Annotated in this window: 16 protein-coding genes; 12 read left to right on the top strand and 4 right to left on the bottom strand. The window is 39.5% G+C overall.

Annotated elements, in window-relative coordinates; genetic code table 11:
• The first annotated feature begins 53 nt into the window (after nucleotides 1-53).
• The 7 genes from KO513_RS02165 to KO513_RS02195 all read left to right on the top strand — a co-directional run bounded on the left by KO513_RS02165 (nucleotide 54) and on the right by KO513_RS02195 (nucleotide 6833).
• Complete coding sequence (locus KO513_RS02165; protein ID WP_215440434.1) at nucleotides 54-1004, top strand: isopenicillin N synthase family dioxygenase; 951 nt, start codon at nucleotides 54-56, stop codon at nucleotides 1002-1004.
• Nucleotides 1005-1006: 2 nt separating this feature from the next.
• Nucleotides 1007-1336: a translation initiation factor gene (locus KO513_RS02170; RefSeq protein WP_215912092.1), complete on the top strand. Its 330-nt coding sequence runs from the start codon at nucleotides 1007-1009 to the stop codon at nucleotides 1334-1336.
• A gap of 119 nt (nucleotides 1337-1455) precedes the next feature.
• Nucleotides 1456-2388, top strand: coding sequence for a DUF1835 domain-containing protein (locus KO513_RS02175; protein ID WP_215912093.1), 933 nt, complete (start codon nucleotides 1456-1458; stop codon nucleotides 2386-2388).
• 4 nt (nucleotides 2389-2392) lie between these two features.
• Nucleotides 2393-3265, top strand: coding sequence for a nucleoside phosphorylase (locus tag KO513_RS02180; protein WP_215912094.1), 873 nt, complete (start codon nucleotides 2393-2395; stop codon nucleotides 3263-3265).
• Between the two features lie 55 nt (nucleotides 3266-3320).
• Nucleotides 3321-5393 (top strand): polyphosphate kinase 1, encoded by a 2073-nt coding sequence (gene ppk1, locus KO513_RS02185; protein WP_215912095.1) that lies wholly within the window; start codon nucleotides 3321-3323, stop codon nucleotides 5391-5393.
• 72 nt (nucleotides 5394-5465) lie between these two features.
• Nucleotides 5466-6323 carry a substrate-binding domain-containing protein gene (locus KO513_RS02190; protein ID WP_215912096.1) on the top strand — a complete coding sequence of 286 codons (858 nt, stop codon included), beginning with the start codon at nucleotides 5466-5468 and terminating at the stop codon, nucleotides 6321-6323.
• A 78-nt stretch (nucleotides 6324-6401) separates the two neighbouring features.
• Complete coding sequence (locus KO513_RS02195) at nucleotides 6402-6833, top strand: hypothetical protein (protein WP_215912097.1); 432 nt, start codon at nucleotides 6402-6404, stop codon at nucleotides 6831-6833.
• Here KO513_RS02195 and KO513_RS02200 read toward each other — a convergent pair.
• A complete protein-coding gene (locus tag KO513_RS02200) occupies nucleotides 6823-7488 on the bottom strand; it encodes a uracil-DNA glycosylase (RefSeq protein ID WP_215912098.1) in 666 nt (221 codons plus the stop codon). The genes KO513_RS02195 and KO513_RS02200 overlap by 11 nt on opposite strands.
• A 126-nt stretch (nucleotides 7489-7614) precedes the next feature.
• Here KO513_RS02200 and KO513_RS02205 point away from each other — a divergent pair, with 126 nt between their 5' ends.
• From KO513_RS02205 to KO513_RS02220, 4 genes are all read left to right on the top strand, one after another.
• Nucleotides 7615-8127, top strand: a complete 513-nt coding sequence (locus KO513_RS02205) for a DUF3124 domain-containing protein (RefSeq protein WP_215440442.1) — start codon at nucleotides 7615-7617, stop codon at nucleotides 8125-8127.
• 79 nt (nucleotides 8128-8206) lie between these two features.
• Nucleotides 8207-10378, top strand: coding sequence for an endonuclease MutS2 (locus KO513_RS02210; protein WP_215912099.1), 2172 nt, complete (start codon nucleotides 8207-8209; stop codon nucleotides 10376-10378).
• Nucleotides 10379-10405: 27 nt separating this feature from the next.
• Complete coding sequence (locus KO513_RS02215; RefSeq protein WP_215912100.1) at nucleotides 10406-10834, top strand: hypothetical protein; 429 nt, start codon at nucleotides 10406-10408, stop codon at nucleotides 10832-10834.
• 100 nt (nucleotides 10835-10934) lie between these two features.
• Complete coding sequence (locus tag KO513_RS02220; protein WP_215912101.1) at nucleotides 10935-11342, top strand: thiol-disulfide oxidoreductase DCC family protein; 408 nt, start codon at nucleotides 10935-10937, stop codon at nucleotides 11340-11342.
• A 48-nt stretch (nucleotides 11343-11390) separates the two neighbouring features.
• Here the strand turns inward: KO513_RS02220 and KO513_RS02225 are convergent, their stop codons facing one another.
• Nucleotides 11391-12716, bottom strand: a complete 1326-nt coding sequence (locus tag KO513_RS02225) for a dicarboxylate/amino acid:cation symporter (protein ID WP_215912102.1) — start codon at nucleotides 12714-12716, stop codon at nucleotides 11391-11393.
• A 99-nt stretch (nucleotides 12717-12815) separates the two neighbouring features.
• Nucleotides 12816-13886, bottom strand: a complete 1071-nt coding sequence (aroC, locus tag KO513_RS02230) for a chorismate synthase (protein ID WP_215912103.1) — start codon at nucleotides 13884-13886, stop codon at nucleotides 12816-12818.
• Between the two features lie 349 nt (nucleotides 13887-14235).
• Here aroC and KO513_RS02235 point away from each other — a divergent pair, with 349 nt between their 5' ends.
• The gene (locus KO513_RS02235) at nucleotides 14236-15099 is read left to right on the top strand and encodes a UDP-2,3-diacylglucosamine diphosphatase (RefSeq protein ID WP_215912104.1); all 864 of its coding nucleotides are present in this window, start codon (nucleotides 14236-14238) and stop codon (nucleotides 15097-15099) included.
• Nucleotides 15100-15103: 4 nt separating this feature from the next.
• Here KO513_RS02235 and KO513_RS02240 read toward each other — a convergent pair whose 3' ends face one another.
• Complete coding sequence (locus KO513_RS02240; RefSeq protein WP_215912105.1) at nucleotides 15104-18016, bottom strand: FAD-binding and (Fe-S)-binding domain-containing protein; 2913 nt, start codon at nucleotides 18014-18016, stop codon at nucleotides 15104-15106.
• Nucleotides 18017-18066: the final 50 nt, after the last annotated feature.

An 18066-nucleotide genomic window follows, 5' to 3' on the forward strand; every position in this document is an offset into this window, starting at 1 on the left:
TTTAATAGTTGGGCATATTTTACTAACTTTGATAAAATTTATAAAGCAACATCATGAGTGCAATACCTAGTGTAGATTTACAGGATTTTGTTTCGGATAGTCCCGAAAGAAAAGAGAAATTCATAAAAGAAATCGGTTCCGCTTTTGAGAATATTGGTTTCGTAGCCCTAAGTGGCCATTTTTTATCAGATGATTTGGTAAAGAACCTTTATGATGAAATTAAAAAGTTTTTCAGCCTTCCACAAGAAGTAAAGGATAGCTACGAGATTGAAGGAATAGGTGGCCAACGCGGGTATACTTCGTTTGGAAAAGAACATGCCAAAGGAAAAAAAGAAGGAGACCTAAAGGAATTCTGGCACTTTGGACAATATGTACAGGATAATCCAAAATTGGAAGCGGAATATCCGGATAATGTTATAGTTAGTGAGTTGCCAACATTTAATGCGGTTGGTAAGGAAACATACCAGATGTTGGAAAAAACGGCTAAATACGTGCTTAGGGCATTGGCCATTCATTTGGATTTGGAGGAAACTTATTTTGATGATTACATAAAGAACGGGAACTCAATTTTACGCCCCATTCATTATCCACCTATAACTTCCGAGCCTAAAAATGCAGTACGTGCCGCCGCCCATGGCGATATTAACCTTATCACCTTGCTTATGGGAGCACACGGTCGTGGACTTCAAGTTAAAAACCATAAAGGCGAATGGGTTGACGCCATTGCCAGGCCCGACCAACTGATGATTAATGTTGGTGACATGCTATCTAGACTTACCAACAACAAATTAAAGTCTACCATACACCAAGTGGTGAACCCTCCAAAGGAGCTTTGGGGCACTTCTAGATACTCCATTCCATTTTTCATGCACCCTATTAGTGAAATGCCGTTAAATTGCCTTGATAATTGTGTTGATGATGCCCATCCAAAACAATTTGAAGATATTACGGCAGGCGAGTTCCTTCATGAGCGTTTAATTGAATTAGGACTTATTAAGGCATAATCATGGATTTACAAGATCAGCTCAAAAACCTTTTTCCAGACCATGAGCCGGAAGAAACAGAAGCTACTCCCCAAGAGAAAGATACTATTTGGTTGCAGGATAACCCCATTATTTGTAAATACGAAAAACGAAAAGGAAAGCCTATTACCATTTTAGAGGGATATAACGGAGCAGACAGTGATTTTAAAAAACTGGCCAAAGAACTTAAAACTAAATTAAGTGTAGGAGGGTCATTTAAAAACGGTCAAATCATAATACAAGGCGATTATAGAGATAAAATTATGGCGCTGTTAAAAGAAAAAGGATTTGCAGTAAAACGAGTTGGAGGATAACCGGTTTAAATACAGTGTTTTACAATAGAATAAAGACAATTTCGTTATTGTGTTAATTATTTTTGGTTTTTTTTTAATTATAAGTACTTTTAATCTCTAGAACCTAATTCACATCCTACATGAGTTCCCTTTTACACATCACCAACGGAGATAGTTTTACGGAGAGAATAAAATCATTAAAGCTCAAGGGAGATATTATTACCTGGCGCGAGATGCTCTGCGAGGGTAAAACCTTGACCAATGTGGGAAGCGAATCTTTCTGGAAAGCCCGTTTTGAATTTTTAAATAAAAACTACAAGGTGTCCAAGTCATGGTTTATTGAAAAAACCTTGAAAGAATACAGATCCCTTTGTAATCATAAACAACAAGATGAAATCGTGCTCTGGTTTGAGTACGATCTCTTTTGTCAAGTAAACATGATTGCCGTACTCAGTTGGTTAAAGACCAACCGCAAATATGCCCAGATTTCTTTGGTTTGCAGCGGTAAAGAAGACGATACTGATAAAATGTACAGTCTTAATGACTTAACTGATGAGCAATTACTTAATCTATACAGCAACAAAGTTGAGCTATCACAAGACGATATTGAATATGCGGACTATGTATGGCAACTTTATTGCAGTGATAACCCTATAAGATTAGAGAATCTGTCCGATTTTGGCGAATTTCAGTTTAATTATTTGGGAGATGCGGTTCGTACGCACCTACACCGTTTTCCGAGTATTAAAAATGGACTTAATGAAATGGAAAATACCATCTTAAGGCTGGCCGTAGACAAAAAGCCTACCTCAAAAGGTGCTTTTGTTTCCGAAATTCTTCAAAATCAGGGTTTATTGGGCTTTGCCGATACGCAGTATGATAGAGCCTTAGGAAGACTTAAACCTTTATTTTCCTCTTTCAATCCAGTAAGACTCACCAAAAAAGGAAAAGAAATACTGGAGAACAAAACCAGTTACTACTCCTGTATTCAAGACAATGATGTTTATCTAGGCGGTGCCTTAAAATACAATTTCCTTTACAACACCGAAGCTAGTAGAATTTTAAAGCTGTAATAGCATGCAATTAAGCCCCTCTGAGCTTATCCTAAATGCCGACAAGAGCATTTATCACCTTAATTTATTACCAGAAGACATAGCAGAAACCATAATCACCGTTGGCGATCCTGACCGTGTAAGTGATGTTTCCCGTTTTTTTGACACTATTGAAGTCAAAAAAGGGAAACGAGAGTTTCATACCCACACCGGTACGTTAAACGGTAAGCGAATTTCTGTAATCTCCACAGGCATTGGTACGGACAATATTGATATTGTTTTTAATGAATTGGACGCTCTTGTCAATATTGATTTTGAGACGCGTACCTTAAAACCGAACAGAACCGTTTTGGATATTGTTAGAATAGGCACCTCCGGTGCTATTCGTTCGGATATTCCAATTGATTCTTTTTTAATGAGTGAATATGCTATGGGCTTTGATGGTCTTTTGCATTTCTATGACAGTGATTCGGTTCAGGAGCCAAAGGTATCCAACGCTTTTGTTGAACACACCAATTGGTCCGCTAACAAATCAGTGCCCTATGTAGTAAAATATGATAAAAACCTTGGTGATAAGCTATTTTCAAATCGTATACGATTAGGGGTTACTGTCACCAATATAGGCTTTTACGGACCTCAAAGTAGAGTATTGAGGCTAAAACTGAATGATGAAGGGCTTCAAGATAAATTAGCATCATTTGAGCACGATGGTATTAAAATCACCAACTTGGAAATGGAAACTTCAGGAATCTACGGCTTGGCAAAACTGTTAGGGCACCGTGCGGTTTCTATGAACTGTATCCTGGCCAACCGGGCTAATGGTGAATTTAGTGCCAATCCTTCCCAATCGGTAAAAGAACTGATTCAATATACCCTGAAAAAGCTAACAAAAGCTTAACTACTTAACACTAAATTTAGATTCTTGAGATAACGATTGGTTATTTTTGTTTTCTATGGAAAACGGAAATTACAAACATCGAGATGTAAATTGGCTATATTTTAATGAAAGGGTGCTGCTGGAAGCTGCAGATCCCACTACTCCCCTTTTAGAACGTTTACGATTCTTGGCTATCTTCTCTTCCAACCTTGATGAATTCTTTAAGGTGCGGGTGTCACAGTTACGGCAGTTAAAATCTGTAGATAAAGAACTACGGCAAAAACTCGTTCTAAAGTCCAATAAGCGGCTCAAGAAGATTCTTCGCATCATTGATAAGCAACAGCAACGGTTCGGAATTATCATGGAGGCTATATTTAAGGAACTCCAAAAACAGGATATTCATTTTTTAACCGATACTACCTACACATCGGAACAGGCTGCATACCTCAATGCCTATTTTAATAGTATTTCTGCGGATTGTACCCTTTACGAAGCACAGGAAAACCCTAAACTGGCAGATGGAGGCTTATATTTTTTTGTGGCTTTGGCCGATGAAACATATTATTTTGTAAAAATACCAACGGATAGTCATGAACGCTTTATTAAAGTGCCCGGAAAAGGTCATTCATATGTTTTTTTGGATGATGTGGTTCGCATGCATCTGAATCATTTATTTCCGCAAAGCGAAGTGATAGCTAGCTATTCCATAAAACTGTCCCGCGACGCAGAGCTCTATTTGGAAGATGATTTTGGTGATACCCCATTGGCCGACCAAATTTATGATGCGCTTCACCAACGGCAATCCGGACAACCCACACGATTGCTTTATGACGCACAAATGTCTGAATCGAATAAGGAAATCATTAAAGAGGCCTTAGGCATTTGTGCAATTGATTTGTTTCCCGGTGGGCAGTATCATAATCTTTCGGATTTTTTCGGTTTTGAAAACCCCGTTGGGAATCAAAATTTGATTTACAAGGCTCAACCTGCCTTACCGCATCCGGTTTTATCAACCACTAACGATTTTTTCGGTGCCATTGCAGAAAGAGATCAACTGGTTCATTTTCCATATCAGAGTTTTAGTGTTGTGGAGAATTTTATCGCTGCAGCGGCAAAAGACAATACGGTCACACATATCAAAATTTCCCTTTACCGAATCGCTAAAGCCTCAGTACTTACAGATGCGTTGCTCTTAGCGCTAAAGAATGGAAAAAAGGTGACCATTTTTGTGGAAGCCAAAGCGCGGTTTGACGAAAAAAATAACATTGAATGGGGTAAAACATTCGAAGATAATGGAGCCAAAGTTTTCTTTAGTGTCCCCAACATTAAAGTACATTCCAAAATCGCTTTAATAGAGCGTACGGAAAATGACAAGCTTAAACGATATGCATACATTGGTACAGGTAACTTTAACGCTAAGACTTCAAGAATTTATTGTGATCACGGACTTTTTACTGCTCACAATCAGATAACTGAAGATTTGAGCCAGGTTTTCCTAACACTGGAAAGACATTTGATTATCCCTAAACTAAAACGCCTGTTGGTATCGCCTTTTAACACTAGAAATGTATTTCTACAATCAATTGAAACCGAAATAAAAAACAGCAAAAAAGGGCTGCCCGCCAAAATTACGGCAAAGATGAACAGCCTTGAAGACCAGACCATGATAGATGCACTGTATCGTGCTAGCGAAGCAGGTGTTGAAGTGCGCCTTGTAGTTCGTGGGTTTTGTTGTCTTGTTGCAAGACCGGAGAATGAGCTTCCATCTGGGGCTAAACCAATAATAGTGACCAGTATTGTTGATCGCTATCTAGAGCATGGCCGCATCTATCTGTTCCACAACAATGGCGAGGAAAAAATGTATATGGGCTCTGCAGATTGGATGACCAGAAACTTGGATAGACGTATTGAAGTACTGACACCCATTTTGGATGAAACCGTTTTTAATCAACTAAAGACTATTTTGGAGCTTCAGATAAACGATACGGTAAAAGCACGTTTTCAAGATGCGAACGATACAAACAAGCGTGTAGCATCGCAACAAGAAATTCCAATTCGCTCACAATACGCTATTTATGATTATTTAAAAAACGTAAGTGGTTCTGGGGCTCTGGCGAACACTCCCCTTGTCTCAGCAAATAGGGTCTAACCATGTTTTTTTTACATAGGTCGATGACTTACTTTTTCTTAATTTTACGAATACAAGCACAATCCTTACCATATGAAAACAGTACGAATAATAGGCGTTCCGGAACATTTTAACCTACCATGGCACATGGCTATAGAAGAAGGTGCTTTTGAAGACAGAGGCATTGACCTTCAATGGACGGAAGTACCGGAAGGCACAGGTAGAATGTGCCAAATGCTTCAAAATGATGAAACGGACTTAGCCATTATCCTTACCGAAGGTCTTGTTAAGAGTATTACGGAAGGAAATCCTGCTAAAATCGTTCAAGAATATATTTCCACTCCTCTGCAATGGGGAATTCACGTGGGTGTTGAAAGCCAATACAAGTCCATAGCCGATTTAAAAGGAACAAAGGCTGCCATTAGCCGTATGGGCAGTGGTAGTCATTTAATGGCCTTTGTAAACGCCCAGAACGAAGGTTGGAGCACGGATGCGCTTCAATTTAAAATTATAAATAATCTAGACGGAGCGGTAACAGCCTTGACCGAGGGGCAAGCCGATTATTTTATGTGGGAACATTTCACCACTAAACCTTTGGTGGATCAAGGTGTTTTTAGACGTCTAGGAGATTGCCCAACACCATGGCCTTGCTTTGTGATTGCCGCAACGGAAAAATTCCTAAACGACGACGAGACCATTTTAAAGCACATTTTAGAGGTTATTAATACGTATACGGTGGAGTTCAAACAAATACCGAGTATAGACCGCAATCTGGCCAATAGGTACGGACAACAGTTGGAAGATATTAAAGAATGGTTAAAAATAACCCGCTGGGGACAAACCCAAGTAAATCCACAAACCGTTGAAAAAGTGCAAGATACCCTCATCAACTTAAAGTTGATTGATAAAAAACTTAAGACTGACGAACTTTTACAAAGTTTTAGCAGTTAATTGCTTGACAGGCAGTTGTATGTGTTTTAATTTTATAGGGAATTGGCGAAACTAAAGTTGAATTAATTCCTAATGAAAATGAAATCAAAACTACGTAGTACAACTCAATTTTTGTCTGTGGTATTATTTTTCTGGGGTGTTCATTTTGCCCAGGCACAGACCTATTACGCTTTACAAATAGACCGGAATATCCGTATGAAAGCAGAGGATATTACCGCTGAGTATCAACCTAGGTTGGTCATGGGTACGGAACAGGCTCTGGAATTTCGGAATACCGTGGCCAAATACATAGTCAAGAAAAGGTCGGTTGAGAACAATCCTGATATCACAAACGGGCAAAGACGTTATCGACTAAAGCTGTTGTCCAGTCACGAAAGTTCTGAAATGGCTAATGTACTCTTCCCCTATCAATGGCAGGAATATTTACGGGTTAAGCCCGAAATTCAGCCTTTACCCAATGAAGAGTCCCGATTTGATGATGCTATCGCGGATAATCAGTCTACCAATTAATAGGCTCAAGACCTTTATTTTTTAGAATTTCGTTGACTTGACTAAAATGCCGGTTTCCAAACCAGTAACCACGATTGGCGCTTAATGGAGAAGGATGTCCGGAGGTTAAGATATGGTGCTTGTTTTCATCTATTAACTTGGCTTTCTTTTTGGCAAAACCGCCCCACAGCAGGAAAATGAGGTCTTGTTTTTCATTGGATAGCTTTTTGATTACTGCATCCGTAAAGGTTTCCCATCCTTTTTTTTGATGACTACCGGCCTCGTGGGCACGTACAGTAAGCGTAGCATTAAGCAAAAGCACCCCTTGGTCTGCCCAACGCTCTAAATTTCCGCTTTGTGGATAAGGTTTGCCTAAATCCGTTTCAATTTCCTTAAAGATATTGATTAAAGAAGGAGGGTGCGGAATACCGTCCTTAACCGAAAAACAGAGTCCGTTTGCTTGATTAGGGCCATGATAAGGGTCTTGGCCAATGATGACCACCTTGGTTTTGTCAAAAGGGCTATGGTCAAAAGCGGCAAAAATGTCCTTTCCCTTGGGATAACACGTGTTTTGAGTATATTCAGCCTTTACAAATTCTATGAGCTGTTTAAAATAAGGGGCGTCAAATTCTTGAGAAAGCGGTGGTATCCAGCTTTTATGTATTTGTACTGTCATTTATTATGATCATTTTTGTATTGTAACGGTAAATAAACTTGTGGCAAGTAGATTTCGCCGTTTTCAAAAATACTTAAAAATTAGAGTGCAAAGACTACGGAAAGTCGGCTTTAAATATCCAGAAAAATGAAAAAGTGTGTTTTATCGCTATTGGTTGTGTCGTTACTATTGAGTTGTATTGAGGATAAAAAGGAAATCAGCTCTATTAATCCTGAAAACTGGTCTAAGCGCAAAATAGATATTAGCGCGAAGGATTCGCTGGAATACGGTAAATCATATTTGTCCGTTTACTCCCAGATTTATAGCATGACAGAGCATAAAACACATAATTTGACCGCCATGGCAAGTTTGCGGAACACAAGTGATAAAGACACGATATACTTGACCAAGGCCGAATATTTTGATACGCACGGAAAATCGCTTCGCACTTATTTTTCACATCCCATTTACTTGGCCCCAATGGAAACTACCGCCATTATTATTGATGAAATAGATGTTGAAGGTGGTACGGGTTCCAATTTTTTAATCGAATGGAAAATACCAAAAAACTGCCCAGAACCTCTTTTTGAGGGAGTTATGAACTCTACCATGTCCCAACAAGGTCTTTCGTTCACTACACAGGCCAAACGTATTGAATAACAAAGCATATATATGGCCAAGTCAATAGATTTCACATCTCGCCGCCATTGACTACCTTTGCCGTCGCAATTAAACAAGAATGGCAAATATTCACCCTAAAACGGTACAAGATCTTGAATTTCCCACAGTTTTAAAGCAGGTTTCTGCCCGATGCTCCACGGAATTGGGAAAAGAACGTGCTTTGGAAATAACTCCGATGACGGACAAGGAAACGGTAGAAAATGTCTTGGGACAGACCGCAGAATACTTATCCTCTTTCGTTAACGAAAACCGAATACCACCTCATGGTTTTGATGCAATAAACAAAGAACTACAACTCCTTCGTATTGAAAATACAACGCTTGAGGTGTCTAGTTTTAAGAAAATTGCCACTATCTGTACTACGGTGGCAACCCAGAAAAAGTTCCTCAAAAAATTTAAGGAATACTATCCACTGCTTTTTGAGGTATCCGAAAAAATTCAGCTGAATACGGATATTCCTAAGGAGATAGATGTGGTTATAGACCGATTTGGAGAAGTAAAAGACCGCGCATCGAACAAACTTTTTGATATACGCCGCCAAATGAACCAGGTAAAAGGCAAAATCGGACAGAGCTTTGCTTCTGCCCTGAATACTTACCACGGTTCCGATTATTTGGATGATATACGGGAGTCCGTTGTGGAGAACCGCCGTGTTCTAGCGGTAAAGGCCATGTACCGTAGAAAAGTAAAGGGAACGGTTATGGGTACCTCCAAAACCGGAAGTATTGTTTACATTGAGCCGGAAGCCACTTTAAAATATAGCCGAGAGCTGAACAATTTGGAGTACGATGAAAAAGAGGAGATTCAGCGCATTCTAAATGAACTCACTAACCAGATTCGCCCTTTTGCTTGGCTATTGGCCGAGTATCAAGAGTTTTTGGCCCATATGGACATTACCTCGGCCAAGGCTTCGTACGCAAGGGAAACCAATTCGTTACTCCCCAAAATAAACGATGAGAAACGATTATTTTTACGCGATGCGTATCATCCGCTGCTCTATCTGAGCAACAAATTGCAACGTAAAGAGACTTATCCGCAGACTATAGAACTGCACTTAGAAAACCGAATTATTGTCATTAGCGGCCCTAATGCCGGCGGTAAAAGTATCACCCTAAAAACGATAGGATTACTTCAAGTAATGCTTCAATCAGGACTCCTAATTCCCGTTCATGAAAGAAGTTCCGTTTGTTTGTTCGATACGATTTTAACCGATATAGGAGACAATCAATCTATAGAAAACCATTTGAGCACCTACAGTTATCGCCTTAAGAACATGAAGAACTTTCTGCGAATCTGTGATGATGAAACGCTTTTTCTAATTGATGAGTTCGGTACCGGAAGTGATCCAGAATTGGGTGGTGCTCTAGCGGAAGCGTTTTTAGAAGTCTTTTATGAGCGCGGCGCATATGGGGTCATAACCACGCATTACGCCAACTTAAAGGCTTTGGCGGACGAGTTGCCCCACACTACGAATGCCAACATGGTCTTTAACAGCAAAACTTTGGAACCCACCTTTCAATTGGTTCTAGGGGAAGCCGGTAGCTCATTTACATTTGAAGTGGCTCAAAAGAACGGCATTCCCTACAGCTTGATAAACAAGGCAAAGAAGAAGGTAGAACGAGGCAAAGTGCGATTTGATGCCACGATAGCCAAACTTCAGAAAGAACGCAGCAAAATGGCTAAAACAGGCTCTAGACTTCAAGAAGAGGAGTCCAAAGCGCGTGAAGAAGCCGCTCGTTTGGAAAAACTGAACGCCAAGGTCAAGAGTAAATTGGAGAATTACCAAGAATTGTACGATCACGACCAGCGTATGGTGCAGTTGGGCAATAAAGTAGATAAGGCCGCTGACCGATACTTCATTGACAAAAAGAAGCGCCCGTTGGTATCCGAGCTTTTACGAATTGTGGAGACCGAGAACAGCAAACGCAAGAAAAAGACCGCCAAGGAAGCCAAAGTTGAGCGTGCAAAAAAAGCACAGGTAGTTCAAGAGGTGCAAAAGGAGGTCAAGGTAATAAGGGAGAAAAAGATAGTTGAGAAGAAAAAGGCGATTATCAAAGAAAAGAACAAACCACGCCCCATTTTTAAGGTAGGCGACCGTGTACGTATGCAAGACGGGAAATCAGTGGGTACCATAGATAATCTTGAAAAGAACAAGGCTATTGTAAACTACGGCATTTTTACGACTAATGTGAGTACTGACCAATTAGAGCTTGTGGAGCGGATTAAGTAGGAATGAGACTTCCTTTTAAGATAAGATATGCAAGAACTAGATAGTGAAGACCCGCGGGAAGAACAAAATCGGGAATTAGAAGAAATCTTTGAAAATAATCGAAAATTTGAAGAGGAAGGTTCTAAAAATATTCTGAAATATTTTGATAGAATCCATGATAAGTTATTTAGTTATAACAATATTTTGATTGCAGGCTTTTTTGGTCTTTCCAAGTTGGTAGATTCGATTCCTGTAATCACTATTCTAATACCGATTTCGAATCTCATTTTTCTAATCTACCTAGAATATAGGATGATGGAAAAAAGTCGTTTTGAGTCGAATATTACAAATAAAAAGCCAGATGAAATTAAAATGTACGGCAAGAGTATTAAAAATACTAACTTTTTATCTTTATTATCAATGTTCACAACATTTGTCGTAACTATTTTTTTCCTTAGATATTTGATTTTTTATTAAAAATTCAGGTGTCATTCGATTCAAAATCGATGTTTTCCAATTTTTTTAAAAATTATTATGTTCTTTGGAACTTTAGTAAATACCTCACTAATTTTACACCGTGGAAAATTCAAAACAAATCATTCTTTTTGATGGCGTTTGCAATCTTTGCAATGGGGCCGTTCAGTTTATCATTAAACGGGACGAAAAGGATGTCTTCCGTTATGCGGCATTGCAAAGTGACCTTGGCAAGCAGTTAATGTCCGAACGAAATATTGATGCTTCGCAGATAGATTCCATTATTTTAATAGATCCGGGAGTGGCTTTTTACATTAAATCCGATGCCGCACTAGAAATAGGAAAACAACTCAGTGGCTATGGCGTCATTTCGTCTGTTTTGCTATGGATTCCTAGTAGTATACGCAATATCGTATACGATTTTATAGCGCGCAATCGCTATAAATGGTACGGCAAAAAAGAGGAGTGTATGATTCCTACGCCTGAGCTGAAGGCTAAATTTTTAGATTAGCTACCCTTCCCCATTTTTCTTGAAAAGATAGGTACAGAGAACGCGTTTTTATTTTACGGAATCATAATTATCGTCCCAGTTCTTCACTTTCGGCTTGCCTAGTTTTCCAACAGATTTGGCAACCATCATAGCAACACAAGCATCACCGGTAACATTAACTACAGTTCGCAGCATATCCAATGGTCTGTCCACCGCAAAAATAAGAGCTAAGCCTATCGCCAGTTTATCTTGAGGAAAACCAATGGCTTCCAGAACAATTACCAGCATTACCATACCTGCACCAGGAACCGCTGCCGAACCTATAGAGGCCAATAAGGCGGTAAGTACAATGGTAAGCTGTCCGGAAAAGGATAAATCAAAACCTAGCGCCTGTGCAATAAAGACTGCGGCAACACCTTGATAAAGGCTTGTACCGTCCATATTTATTGTTGCTCCTACAGGAAGTACAAAGCTGGAAACCTCCTTATCTACACCAATATGCTCTTCTACCCTTTCCATAGTAACCGGTAAAGTGGCCGCACTAGAACTTGTGGAAAAGGCCAAAAGCTGTGCTGGGCTCATTTTACTCAAGAAAGTCCATGGGTTGTAGCGTGTAAAAGTTCCAACTATCAAACTATAGAAAACAATCATTAAAATCAGACCAAGTGTTACTACCCCAGCATATTTTAAAAGAGCTAGCAAAAGATCCGAATCTCCGGAAGAGACCACAACGTTTGCCAAAAGCGCAAATACTGCTATGGGAGCCGTAAGCATGATCAAATCCACCATTTTCAATACCACATCATTTAGTGAATCAAAAAAATCCTTTAAGGGCTTGGCTTTTTCCTCACCTATCAGCAACATAGAAATACCCATAAATATGGTAAAGAAAATCACCTGAAGCATTAAGCTATTGTTACTTAACGCGTTAAATGCGTTGTCCGGTACCATATCCTCCAGAAACTGTAACGGACCACTATCTTTTTGCCTTGAAGCTTCCTCTAGTTTGGAAGTAACTCCGCTATCATTGGAATATGTTTCGGTTAATTTGGCAATGGTATCTTCGGATATGCCTTCGCCCGGTTTGAGCAAATTGACTAAAATAAGACCTATGGATATGGCAATTACCGTAGTACCAATGTAGATGGCAATAGTTCGCAAACCAATATTCCTGAACTTTGAGATATCCTTTAAATCGGAAATTCCCTTTATCAGCGAAGCTAAAATAAGCGGAATTGCAATTAGTTTTAGAAGTTTAACGAAGATGGTCCCTAACGGGTTTATCCAATCTAGGACAAAATCTTTGCCCCAATCCACATAAGTCATTCCGAAACCAAAGAGAATACCCAAAACCATTCCGATTAGGATCCTCCAGTGTAATTCCAATTTTTGCATGCATCAAAAGTTTAAGCAAGTAATATACTGCTTTTGATTTGAAAGCAGAAAAACAACCTACAAATCGCCTTTGGATTTAATGAATTGCCAATAAATTGATTATGAATTTGCCTTAATAGTACGATTTAGCAAGCTAAAATCCGCCATTACCAATGCGGCCATAGCTTCTACAATAGGAACGGCACGTGGTACCACACATGGATCATGACGTCCTTTTCCTTTGGTCTGCACAAAATTACCTTCCTTGTCTATGGTTTGATAAGGCTGAATGATAGTTGCCACAGGTTTGAACGCTACATTAAAGTAGATATCCATTCCGTTACTGATCCCACCTTGTATACCTCCGCTAAAGTTGGTTTTTGTAGTACCGTCTTGATTGAACTGATCATTATGCTCGCTACCTTTCATAGCAACACCTGCAAATCCGCTTCCGTACTCAAAACCTTTTACGGCGTTTATGGAGAGCATAGCTTTGCCCAATTCTGCATGAAGTTTGTCAAAAGCAGGTTCTCCTAGGCCAATAGGTACATTTTGTATTACACAGCTAATGACGCCACCAACGGTATCCCCTTCTTTACGAATATCCTTAATGTAATCTTCCATTTTGGCGGCCATTTCCGGGTCTGGACAGCGCACAGGATTCGCTTCAGTTTGATTAAAGTCCAAATCTTGATACGGGGTTTCCATCTTCATGTTCCCTACTTGAGAAACATAAGCGTTTATTTGCATTTCGCCCAAAAACTGCTTGGCTATAGCTCCTGCCACTACCCTGCTGGCCGTTTCCCTTGCTGAACTACGACCACCGCCACGGTAGTCCCTAAAACCATATTTCTGATCATACACATAATCTGCATGCGAAGGACGGTAGGAGTCTTTGATATGTGTGTAGTCGTGAGATTTCTGATTGGTATTATGAATGGCAAAACCAATGGGTGTTCCCGTGGTCTTTCCTTCAAAAATACCGGAATAGAACTCAACCGCATCCGGTTCTTTTCTTTGGGTAACAATAGCAGATTGCCCCGGTTTTCTTCGGTTCAGTTCATTTTGAATGGCTTCAAAGTCGATTTCTATTCCTGATGGACATCCATCTAAAACGCCTCCTATTGCTACACCATGAGATTCTCCAAACGTTGAGAGTTTAAATAGGTTTCCAAAAGAGTTTCCTGCCATTCTAAAATATTAAAATTAATTGTTGCTAAACCGTATGTAGCCAAAACTATAAAACTGAACCATATATGGGGGTGCAGTGGTTTTGGCTAGCGGTAAAGATAAATCTTAAATCAATGACCGCAAAATTAGGTATTGGGTATTCATGAATAAGATGTGTATTGTGGTTCTTAATGTTTATTTAATGGTTTCAAAATCAATTGATATTGCCAATTTCACATTGGTTTTACATAGGTGTGGTTAATTTGGATATCCTTTTAAAAGTCAGAGAAAAACAACTACTCCCCTATGTTCTTTCATTGACTCCTTGGAACCCTCAAAAAGGTGTTTAACAGAGTTTATAAAATCTTGGATGAAAAAACGAAAAGTAGATATCGCTGTAATTTCGGACGTTCATTTGGGTACGTATGAATGCCACGCCGATGAGTTATTAACCTATTTGAGCAGTATTCAGCCCAAAACACTTATACTAAATGGGGATATTTTAGATATAAGACGATTCAATAAAAGTTATTTCCCTACGGAACACAGTAAGGTTTTACGAAAAATAATTACCTTGTCCATGAAGGGTACAGAGGTGTATTACATTACGGGAAACCATGATGATATGATGCGTAGATTTTCTGGGATTTCATTGGGCAACTTGCATATTGTAAATAAATTGATTCTGAATCTACATGGTAAGAAAGCCTGGTTTTTTCATGGCGATGTGTTTGATATTTCAATACGAAATGCCAAATGGTTCGCAAAATTGGGCGGATACGGATACGCACTACTCTTTTTTGCTAACCGAACATTAAACTGGTCATTGCGAAAGCGAGGAAAGGACAAATATTCCCTTTCCAAGAGAATTAAGAAAAACGGTAACAGAAGCTTAACCTATATTGCAAACTTTGAAAAGTCGGCCACAGACATTGCCATTGAAAATGGACATGACTACGTAATTTGCGGTCACATACACCAACCTAAGAAAATCAGGCATGAAACGGATAAAGGTTCTTGCACCTATTTAAACTCGGGAGATTGGGTGGAAAACCTGACCGCATTAGAGTATTCCTTAAAACGGTGGAAAGTTTACCGTTACAATCACGATAAACTTTCCCCTTTTTTTATGGATGAGGAATTAAAGAACATGAACATGCAAGACTTGGTGAACTCTATTGCCGTAGCAAAGCAAAAACCTTCAAAAGAAGGTGAAGCCCCGCTTGATAATTAAAGTTTTAAGCTAAAAGCGCATTCTTTAAAATGGTTACAGGGTGAAGCGCCTCCCGCTTGGTACCATCGTAAATCTGATGCCTACAACTGGTTCCGTTTGCCGAAATAATGGTGTCTTCCGGTGATTTTCTAACCGATGGAAAAAGCTTTAGTTCACCCACCTTCATACTCACCTCATAATGCTCCTTTTCATACCCAAACGAACCGGCCATGCCACAACAACCAGAACTTATAATGGAAACCTTATAATTTTCAGGAAGGTTCAATACATCAAAAGTCACCTTTTGATTACTCAATGATTTTTGGTGACAGTGCGCATGTATTTTTACCGTTTTGGCTTCTGTTGTAAATAAATCCGCCGTGATTTCTTTTTTCAGTATTTCCGCAGCAAGAAACTCCTCAAGAAGGTAAGTATTCATTGCTATGGCATTGGTTGTTTCTGGATCTTGAGAAAAGCGTTTGTACTCATCACGGAACGTAAGCACTGCCGAAGGCTCCAAACCAACCACTGGAATACCCTTGTCCGCAAAACTTTTTAGTTTGGGAATATTTGCCAGCGCCAGTTTTTTAGCTTGCTTCAAGAAACCTTTAGATAAGTAGGTTCTTCCGCTTTCACCATAAAAAAGTTGTACATCATACCCCAATTTCGTTAGCACTTCAATAGCATCCTTTCCTAGCTCAATATCTAAATACTGACTAAACTCATCAATATATAAAACTATTTTTTGTTTTGTTGCAGTATGTTGATTTTTAAACGATTGAAGAAATTTATTAAAATTAAAACTATAAACCTTTGGAAGACTTCTTTCAGGAGCGACACCCGAAGATTTCTTTAATAAACCTCCTAAAAATTTAGAGTCATAAACGGCATTGGTCAACCCTGGGACTTTACTGCCCAGTTTGTTCAACTTGGTGTTGTAGGCAAATAATTTGCTGCGCATGGGGTAACCGTTCGCCTCTTGATATTGATACAGAAACTCGGCTTTTAAGGTAGCGACATCTACATTACTTGGGCATTCCGTAGCACATGCTTTACAACTCAAACAAAGGTCAAAAACCTCCTTTAATTCCTTTTGGTCAAACTTGTTCTTCTTCTGTCCTGTAGTTAAATATTCCCGAAGCGCGTTTGCCCTACCCCTTGTTGTATGCTGTTCATCTCGGGTAGCGTGAAAACTTGGGCACATGGCTCCAGCGGCTTGTTCCGTTTTTCTACAGTCACCACCACCGTTACATTTCTCGGTAGCTTTTAAAATTCCTTCACTATCCGAAAAATCAAGTAAGGTTTTAATCTCAGGCTCATGGCGGTCTACTTCATAGCGGAGCGACTCGTCCATGGGGTATGCATCAACTATTTTTCCTGGGTTAAAAATACCTTCCGGGTCAAAAAAGGATTTCACCCTTCTCAATAACTGATAGTTCTCTTCCCCGATCATGATGGGAATAAACTCCGCCCGGACAATACCGTCTCCGTGTTCACCACTAAAAGAACCTTTGTATTTTTTGGTCAAATGCGCTACATCCGTAGTAATATCCCGGAACATAACCACATCATCCTTCTTCTTTAGGTTCAATATGGGGCGTAAATGCAATTCTCCCGCACCTGCATGGGCATAATAGACCGCAGATTGTTTATAGCGGTCCATAATCTGGGTGAATTCACCTATAAAATCTTTTAAATCGGCCACAGCAACCGCTGTATCCTCTATACAGGCCACAGCTTTACGGTCGCCCACCATATTACCAAGTAAGCCCAGCCCCGCTTTTCGCAGCACTACGGCCTTATTTACATCATTACCTCTTAATACAGCTTCGGAATAACTAAGTCCTGAAGCTTTTACCGTACCTAGAAGTTCATTAATTTGTCTTTGCAGATCTTCTTCGGTATGCGCTTTCACCTCTAACATTAAAAGTGCTGCCGGATCACCTTCAACAAAAAACCGATTCTTTAATTGCTCCCTATTATTTTTTGTACAATCAAGAATAACCTTATCCATCATCTCGCAAAGATGAAGGTCGTGTTCCATTACCGGAGCAACATCGGACAAGCAGTCTTCCAAAGATTTGTAGTGCGTTACCACCATTGCAGATAGCTTGGGAGGCAACTCGTCTAGCTGAAAAGTTATTTCGGTAGTAAAGGCCAACGTACCTTCGCTTCCACTTAAGAGCTTACATACATTTATTTTTTCATCGGTACCACCAAATACATTGGTATTCAATAATTCGTCTACCGCATAACCTGTATTTCTCCTGTGGATTTCCGGTTTTGGAAACTCATTAAAAATACGCTCCTGTACTTCATTTGGGGATAATTCTTTATAAATCTCCCTATATATAGTCCCTTCAAGGGTATTTAGACTCCTTTTTTCTTCAAACTCACTTGTAGTAAGCGCTTTGAATTCTACTTCGCTTCCATCGGACAATATAGTTTTTAGCGAAACAATTTTTTCGCGCGTAATACCGTATTTAATTGATGTTGTTCCAGAAGAATTGTTCCCTACCATTCCCCCTACCATACAACGGTTGGCCGTAGACGTATTGGGTCCAAAAAACAGACCAAAGGGTAATAAATATTGGTTCAGTTCATCACGAATTACTCCAGGTTGTACCGTTACCTGTTTGTTTTTCTCATCAAGACTAACAATTTTTGTAAAGTGTTTGGATGTATCCACAACAATACCTTCACCAACTACCTGTCCGGCCAAGGAGGTTCCTGCCGTACGAGGAATAAGCCCAACTTTATGTTGGTTTGCAAAGTGTACTAGGGTCTGGAGGTCTTTGGTCGTCTCCGGAAAAGCAACAGCTGTAGGAATTTTTCTATACACCGAAGCATCCGTAGCATATAGCGTTTTGGTTAAACTATCCGATAAAACACGACCTTGCAGTGAATTAGCTAATTCTTGAAGTAAATTTTTATTCAACGGTAAACAATTTAGAACGCTAAATTAAGTTTTTATGCTTGAAAGGCGAA

Source organism: Zobellia sp. B3R18, assembly GCF_018860715.1.
Lineage (GTDB): Bacteria > Bacteroidota > Bacteroidia > Flavobacteriales > Flavobacteriaceae > Zobellia > Zobellia russellii.